At 43.8% G+C, this 5,938-nt stretch carries 6 protein-coding genes; 2 read left to right on the top strand and 4 right to left on the bottom strand.

Translation table 11 applies throughout. From position 1 onward, the window contains the following. Nucleotides 1-1,763 (top strand): TlpA family protein disulfide reductase (locus ABWY16_RS21430; RefSeq protein WP_353906712.1); only part of this gene is annotated, 1,763 nt, incomplete at its 5' end. Nucleotides 1,764-1,851: 88 nt separating this feature from the next. Here the strand turns inward: ABWY16_RS21430 and ABWY16_RS21425 are convergent. Continuing rightward, nucleotides 1,852-2,763, bottom strand: coding sequence for a restriction endonuclease (locus tag ABWY16_RS21425; RefSeq protein ID WP_353906711.1), 912 nt, complete (start codon nt 2,761-2,763; stop codon nt 1,852-1,854). Nucleotides 2,764-2,997: 234 nt separating this feature from the next. On the opposite strand from ABWY16_RS21425, the gene ABWY16_RS21420 reads away from it, so the two are divergent. After that, complete coding sequence (locus ABWY16_RS21420; protein WP_353906713.1) at nt 2,998-3,192, top strand: DUF418 domain-containing protein; 195 nt, start codon at nt 2,998-3,000, stop codon at nt 3,190-3,192. Here ABWY16_RS21420 and ABWY16_RS21415 read toward each other — a convergent pair. From ABWY16_RS21415 to ABWY16_RS21405, 3 genes are all read right to left on the bottom strand, one after another. Then, nucleotides 3,187-4,917: an ATP-binding protein gene (locus tag ABWY16_RS21415; RefSeq protein WP_353906710.1), complete on the bottom strand. Its 1,731-nt coding sequence runs from the start codon at nt 4,915-4,917 to the stop codon at nt 3,187-3,189. The genes ABWY16_RS21420 and ABWY16_RS21415 overlap by 6 nt on opposite strands. A gap of 149 nt (nt 4,918-5,066) precedes the next feature. Further along, nucleotides 5,067-5,339, bottom strand: coding sequence for a hypothetical protein (locus ABWY16_RS21410; protein WP_353906709.1), 273 nt, complete (start codon nt 5,337-5,339; stop codon nt 5,067-5,069). Between the two features lie 326 nt (nt 5,340-5,665). Further along, nucleotides 5,666-5,938: hypothetical protein (locus ABWY16_RS21405; protein ID WP_353906708.1), on the bottom strand; the 273-nt coding region annotated here is incomplete at its 5' end.

Here is a 5,938-nt window from a genome sequence, read left to right as displayed (position 1 = left end):
ATATGGTGCAACAAGGCGACGACTGGGTAACTTCCTTTAAGGTACAACCTTACGCAACCTTTGCCTCGTTTTACTTTCAGTGCGGAACAGTCATTGATAAACCCGCGGCAGACCGTCATTACACGCTCGCGGTATATGATGGAAAGCAGCGTGTGAAAGATGGATACTACCATGAGTCGTTCAGCATCAAAACACAAATGCCCAAAGCTCCTGACCTTCCTGATCTGCAGTTAGCGCTGCTGCAAAAAGAACTGGACCAGTACCCCGATAACTTTGAGGCACGTATCCGTTTCCTGAGCATCAGCATGGCTAAAGCGTCTGGAGATGCCGAAAAAGGAAGATTCAAAGCAGAAGCGATGCAGCTCATCGCCAATAAATTTGAAACTGCACCTACCCTGCCTGCAAATGTAGCCAGAGTGATAACTGCTTATGCCATGACCGATGCAGCTGCCAAAGGCGATTCTATCCGTAAAGCAGTGATCCGCAGCTACCCTGCTTCTGATCTGGCCAGGCAATACCAGGCAGCTTTTATCGCCAAAGAAACCGACAGCAACAAAAAGTTCCTTCAACTTGAAGCACTGCTCAAAGAGAGTGACCATACCGGTACCGCAGGCTCCATGGCCATACACAAAATCCTGTTTCAGCACTATCTTGCCATTGGCGATGCAAAACAAGCAGTGATGCATGCAGGTAAAACCCAGGGAGCAAAAACACCGTACACTGCAAGGGATTTAAAGGATATCGCGGCAAAGTTCACACAGGCAAAACTGGCACCGGAAACGGCAGTGGATTATGCTGAGCGCGCGCTAAAAATGGTTGATCAGTGGCCGGTAGGATCTATCAGAAATACTGATGACTTTGGTTACATCCAAACTTTTGTAGACGATAGCACGAGAGTGCGTACCCGTCGCGATGCAAAATCAACTTTGCTTTCTATACTCGCGCTGAATAAACTTTACCTTGGTCAGCAGCAGGCTGCACTAAAATACGCTTCGCAATCTGTAGCTGTAAACGGCCCAGCAGTCAAAGCTGCTTCGGGAAGAGTTGTACCTGCCCCGGCAGGTGATCCTGGAGCATTCTCCGCAACTCCTGCGGAGAGTTTGCGTAACATCGCAATTGTGTTTGAACAAAGCAACAAGCCCGAAAAAGCTTATCAGGCTTACTGGCAGCTTATTCTCAGTGACAGCAGCAACCCAGTTCTGATCAAATCTGCAAGAGCCAGTTACCTTAAATTTAATGCCAATGCCGCCGCCTTTGATGCTGCTATAAAAAACCTGGAAGAGCAGAAAACCGCGAAAGTAAAAGCGGCGATTAAAACGCAACTGCTTAACCTTCCTGGTCCGGACCTTATTTCCGTAACAGATTTGTCAGGTGTGATCCTGGATAAATCAAAGCTCAAAGGAAAGATCGTGGTAATGGATTTCTGGGCTACCTGGTGTGTGCCCTGCATGAAAGAACTGCCTTACCTTCAGCGTGTATACGATGCCTATAAAAACAAACCCGATGTAGTTTTTATGGTCATCAATACCGGATCTGGCAATACCATCACTGATGCCAGGGACTGGGCGAAAAAGAACAGCCAGTATACTTTCCCTCTTTATTATAACAGCGACAGCAAGCTGGGCGATAAAGTTGGTTTCAGCCTTATCCCCACCGTTGCCGTTTTAGACCAGCAGGGGAAAATGCAATACCGTACCATAGGTTTTGAAGGCTCAGAAATGGAAACCAAAATCACTGAAGAAATTGAAAGCCTGCTCAACTGAGTAAAGTAATCCTTCAGTTTTACTGATGAAACAGGAAATACCAGGCCGGTAATTATGTAAAACTTACAGCGTAATTACCGGCCTTCTCTCAGCGGTGCTGATAGATCTGCCCGGTGATCATTTTCTTGAACTCCTCTATTTTATCCTCTGCCCTGATCAGTTTTAAAATTTCTGCATCGTCCAGAAATACAATCTTTCCCGGCTCAGCAGCGCTGCTCATAGCTTCATCGTAAATATCCCTGGAAACAAGGCCCGTAGTAGCAAATATTCCCATCGTGTTCAGCCCTATCGCATGCTTTACCTTAGAATGAAAATTGATCAGGTCATACCTGCTGATGGCCAGCCCGGGGATATTCTTACATTCAATCAGGACATATTTACCAAAACTGCGGAGGAAAGAATCATCTATCTCATTTCTGATGATCACATCAATTTCGTTCATCGCATGGTTCCTGATGCGCTCTTTCATTTCTTTGTATCCAAATGCCTGAAACAGCGCCATCATAAAACTTTCAAAGATTACGGCTTTCTGGTAGAGGTTCTTTTCATTTTTTGCGATTTCGTAATACTCCAGCAGACCATTGTTAAGGTTCATATCCGCACGCAGCAAATTTTTATAGTAATGTTCCAGGACCAGCTTTAGCTCCTCAGACAAGTGGAGCCGGCGCTTAACAACGATATCTACCATCCTGTCCCTGTCTATTGCAGCAATTAATTGCGATTTGTATTCCCAGTTTGCATTGGCAGACAGGAAGAGGAACTTTATTAAGGGATTGATCTTTACCAGCATTGATGCCAGTTGCAATCCTGTATATCCCTTTAATTTAATATCCAGATCAAAAATCGCCAATGAATAATTCATGCTTTTAATTGCCTGCAGAATTTCATCCTCTACTGTCTTTCTTTCAAAAAAGAACCCGGGCATCTGCTCATGTAGCAGTTTCACCAATGGGCTTGCTTCGGAAGGAATATGATACACTATCAAAATATTCTTATTCATGATATATTGCTGCTTGCATCCGACACTTTGTCACAAAAACTAAATATAGTTAATTTACACCAAAATATTTATGATTTAATTCACAATATAATTGTCTAAACAATAAAATTTTAACAGGACACATTATTGAGATAAAATCGGGCAGGAGAAAATTCGATCCCCTATAATGGTGATTTTAATCCATAGTAGTTATGTTCAGATTTGGAGAATAAATTAAACTATTACAGCTGGATAATGGAAATGGGCATATTTGAAGTAGCTCCTGCAAGGACTTATTACTCCCGGAGTATTTCTGGCATTCGGATGGTATGGTCAACTGTATGGCTCAGATATTTCTGGATAGGCCCTTTTGACTGGCTGTTGCATAACCTCACCTGGTCAAAAGTTCAGCCTATCAAAAAACAGGTCCAACAAAATGAAATACTATAAATGAATAGGTAATGTAAACCAGAAGGAACTTCCTTTACCCGGTTCACTGTCTACGCCGATTTCGCCCTCATGTTTTCTGATGATTTCTGCGCTGATGTACAAACCTAATCCCAGGCCGGAGTATTGCGCTCCTTCTTCGTCCACCTTGTAATAGCGCTCAAACAAATGAGGCAGCTTTTCTTTTGGTATCCCTATTCCCTTATCTATAACCGAAACCCGCACTGCTTTTTCTTCTTTTTCTATTTTTACCTGGATCGTTTCAGTGACAGGTGAATGTTTTACAGCGTTGTTGATGAAGTTCACCATGACCTGATCAATCCTGCCGGCATCTGCATATACATTTACATCTGTATCTCCCGTAATCAGCACTTTGTGTTCACCTGCAAGCTGCACGTATCCGCAGCATTCTTCTATAACTTCTGCCAGTTTAAAGTGCTTTTTGTTCAAGTGCAGCTGGCCCTGGTTCAGTTTACTTATGTTCAGGAGATCGTCTATTAAACGGCTCACCCTGTCAGAACTTCTGCAGGCCTGATCTACCAGCGCCGGTATCATCTTTTGTGCTGAATCCTTCTCCTTGTATTTATTGAGCAGCTGCAGTGAAGCCTTCAGGCTGGTTACGGGTGTCTTCAGTTCATGACTGGCGATGCTGATAAAATCGTCCTTTTTTGCTTCGGCCTTTTTCAGTTCATTGATATCTGTGCAGGTCCCAAACCAGCGGCTTATTTTGCCCGTCTTATCATAGAATGGCGCTGCTCTTCCCAGGATCCAGATATATTCGCCACTGAGGTTCTTCAGGCGGTATTCCAGTTCATAAGGTTCACCGGTTTCCAGCGAGCGGAGCCACACTTCTCTGATTCTGTCTGCATCATCGGGATGGAAAATCCTGTACCAGTCGGCCTCCCCTTCTGCCGGGTTAAGCCTGCCCACAAAATCTTCCCAGCGCTTATTGTAATAGGTTAGGATACCTTTCTCATTTGTTATCCAGACCATCTGGATAATTGAGTCGGCAAGCTGCCTGAACTGCTGTTCACTTTCGGCAAGTTCGCGGGTGCGGTCTTCCACGCGCTGTTCAAGTTCAGAATACAGCGTTTGCAGATTAAGCTGTGCATGCATGAGCTCTTCGTTCATCATTCCCAGTTCATCGTTAAGCATTGCCAGCTCTTCATTGGAGTCATACAGTTCTTCATTCGAAGCCGTGATCTCCTCATTTGCAGCAGCAAGCTCTTCGTTCGCGGCCGATAGTTCCTCATTGATCACCGCAAGTTCTTTACCTAATTCCTGCTCGCGCTCCAGGCCTTCGGTAACTGATTGTCTGCTGATGATTCTTTCTGTTATATTGTATGTAGTGACCAGCAGGCAGTCTTTATTTTTTTCTGTAGCAGGAATATATACTATCTCCAGTTCCCACCAGCTGGTTTCCATTTTCCCAGGCTCAGCCGAAGGGATATCGTAATGAAATGGCGGCATGTATATAGTTTCGCGATTGATAACCGCGCGCGTGAGCGCATCTGGCAGCACTGTAGCACCTTCGCCTACTGCCTGTTCAGGAGCATAAACTTCCCATAACGTTTTACCCCTGATATCTTTTCCTATGTTGTGTGTAGCAATTTCGTAAGCCCTGTTATAGTCTAAGATGGTAAAATCAGGCACCTCAGCTTTTAAAATCACACGAGGCACTGCAGTATCAAATAGGGCTTTGAAAAGAGAGTCGTTAAATAGATCCATGCTTTCAGGTAGGTATAGCAGGATAAATATAGTATTTATAGCGATTTGAAATAGTGGCATTCGTCACATTATTCCAGCGGGTTGTGAGAAAAAAAAAGAGCCTGAGGCATTTGCCCCAGACTCCATGGCAACTATGGTGTGGTTTTAGTTTACTCGCTTCCGAAGAGTCTGTCATCAATCATGTCCAGGATACCGCCCCATGTATAGAGATAGGTTCCCCGTACCCTGTTAAATTTAAGGTATTTTTCCTTTCGCCAGCGGTAGGCTGTTTTAGCACAGATCTGAAATATCAGCATGATGTCCTGGCTATTCAGAAAAATTTTTAGAAATGATTTTTCAAGACGTTTCCGGCTTTTCTCAGGCCTCAGCATGAGCAGTGCATTTTGCACCTTTTGTAATTTTAGGTAGTCTTCGTCGTTCATACGTTAAAGTTTAAGAGTGAAAAAATCTGGTTAGTTTATTATAGTATCCAGATGATCAAGCACGCGTTCTTAATCTTCCGAACCGATAATCAATTTGTCAGCACATTTATTTAAAGTTTTAATCATATTCAAATTCTCCGTCTTCTCAGCATATTTCCCTATACCTATGATTATACCCTTTTTAAAATTGGGTGGAAGATCATAGGCTGCAGAATCAACCACACCTCATGTCTGACTTTTTTATACCAGACTCATTTAATTGATAGCTTGTGGCATTCAAATAAACTTATAAATGGTAGAATTCGTATCGTTTAATTTGATCCTAGTTAACCATCCTGTTTATCCGGCCAAGGCTTCAACATTTGCACCAGCATGACTTCCAGTATGGCCACGACTTGTTCTACGTCAGTTTCTGATTCGTTTACCATGTTGCGGACCAGTGCGCTTTTCTCCTGCTGTTCGATATGCCTTGTAAGTATTCCCTGCAGGCGGTGTTTTAGGCTGTCATTAGCAGCGACCATTTTGCTGATCTCCCTTGCGATTACTATCGCGGAAATGATTTCTAGGGGAAGCTCCCGGCTGTCATCACCGAACAGGTC

Source organism: Pedobacter sp. (assembly GCF_040513095.1).
In the GTDB taxonomy this organism is placed as follows: Bacteria; Bacteroidota; Bacteroidia; order Sphingobacteriales; family Sphingobacteriaceae; genus Pedobacter.
This window is presented reverse-complemented; position numbering and strand designations above follow the sequence as displayed.

Excerpts from the sequence above, each read along its gene's own strand:
- ABWY16_RS21410 (WP_353906709.1), bottom strand. The coding sequence starts at position 5,339 with ATGAACGACGAAGACTACCTAAAATTACAAAAGGTGCAAAATGCACTG.
- ABWY16_RS21420 (WP_353906713.1), top strand. The coding sequence starts at position 2,998 with ATGGAAATGGGCATATTTGAAGTAGCTCCTGCAAGGACTTATTACTCC.
- ABWY16_RS21425 (WP_353906711.1), bottom strand. The coding sequence starts at position 2,763 with ATGAATAAGAATATTTTGATAGTGTATCATATTCCTTCCGAAGCAAGC.
- ABWY16_RS21415 (WP_353906710.1), bottom strand. The coding sequence starts at position 4,917 with ATGGATCTATTTAACGACTCTCTTTTCAAAGCCCTATTTGATACTGCA.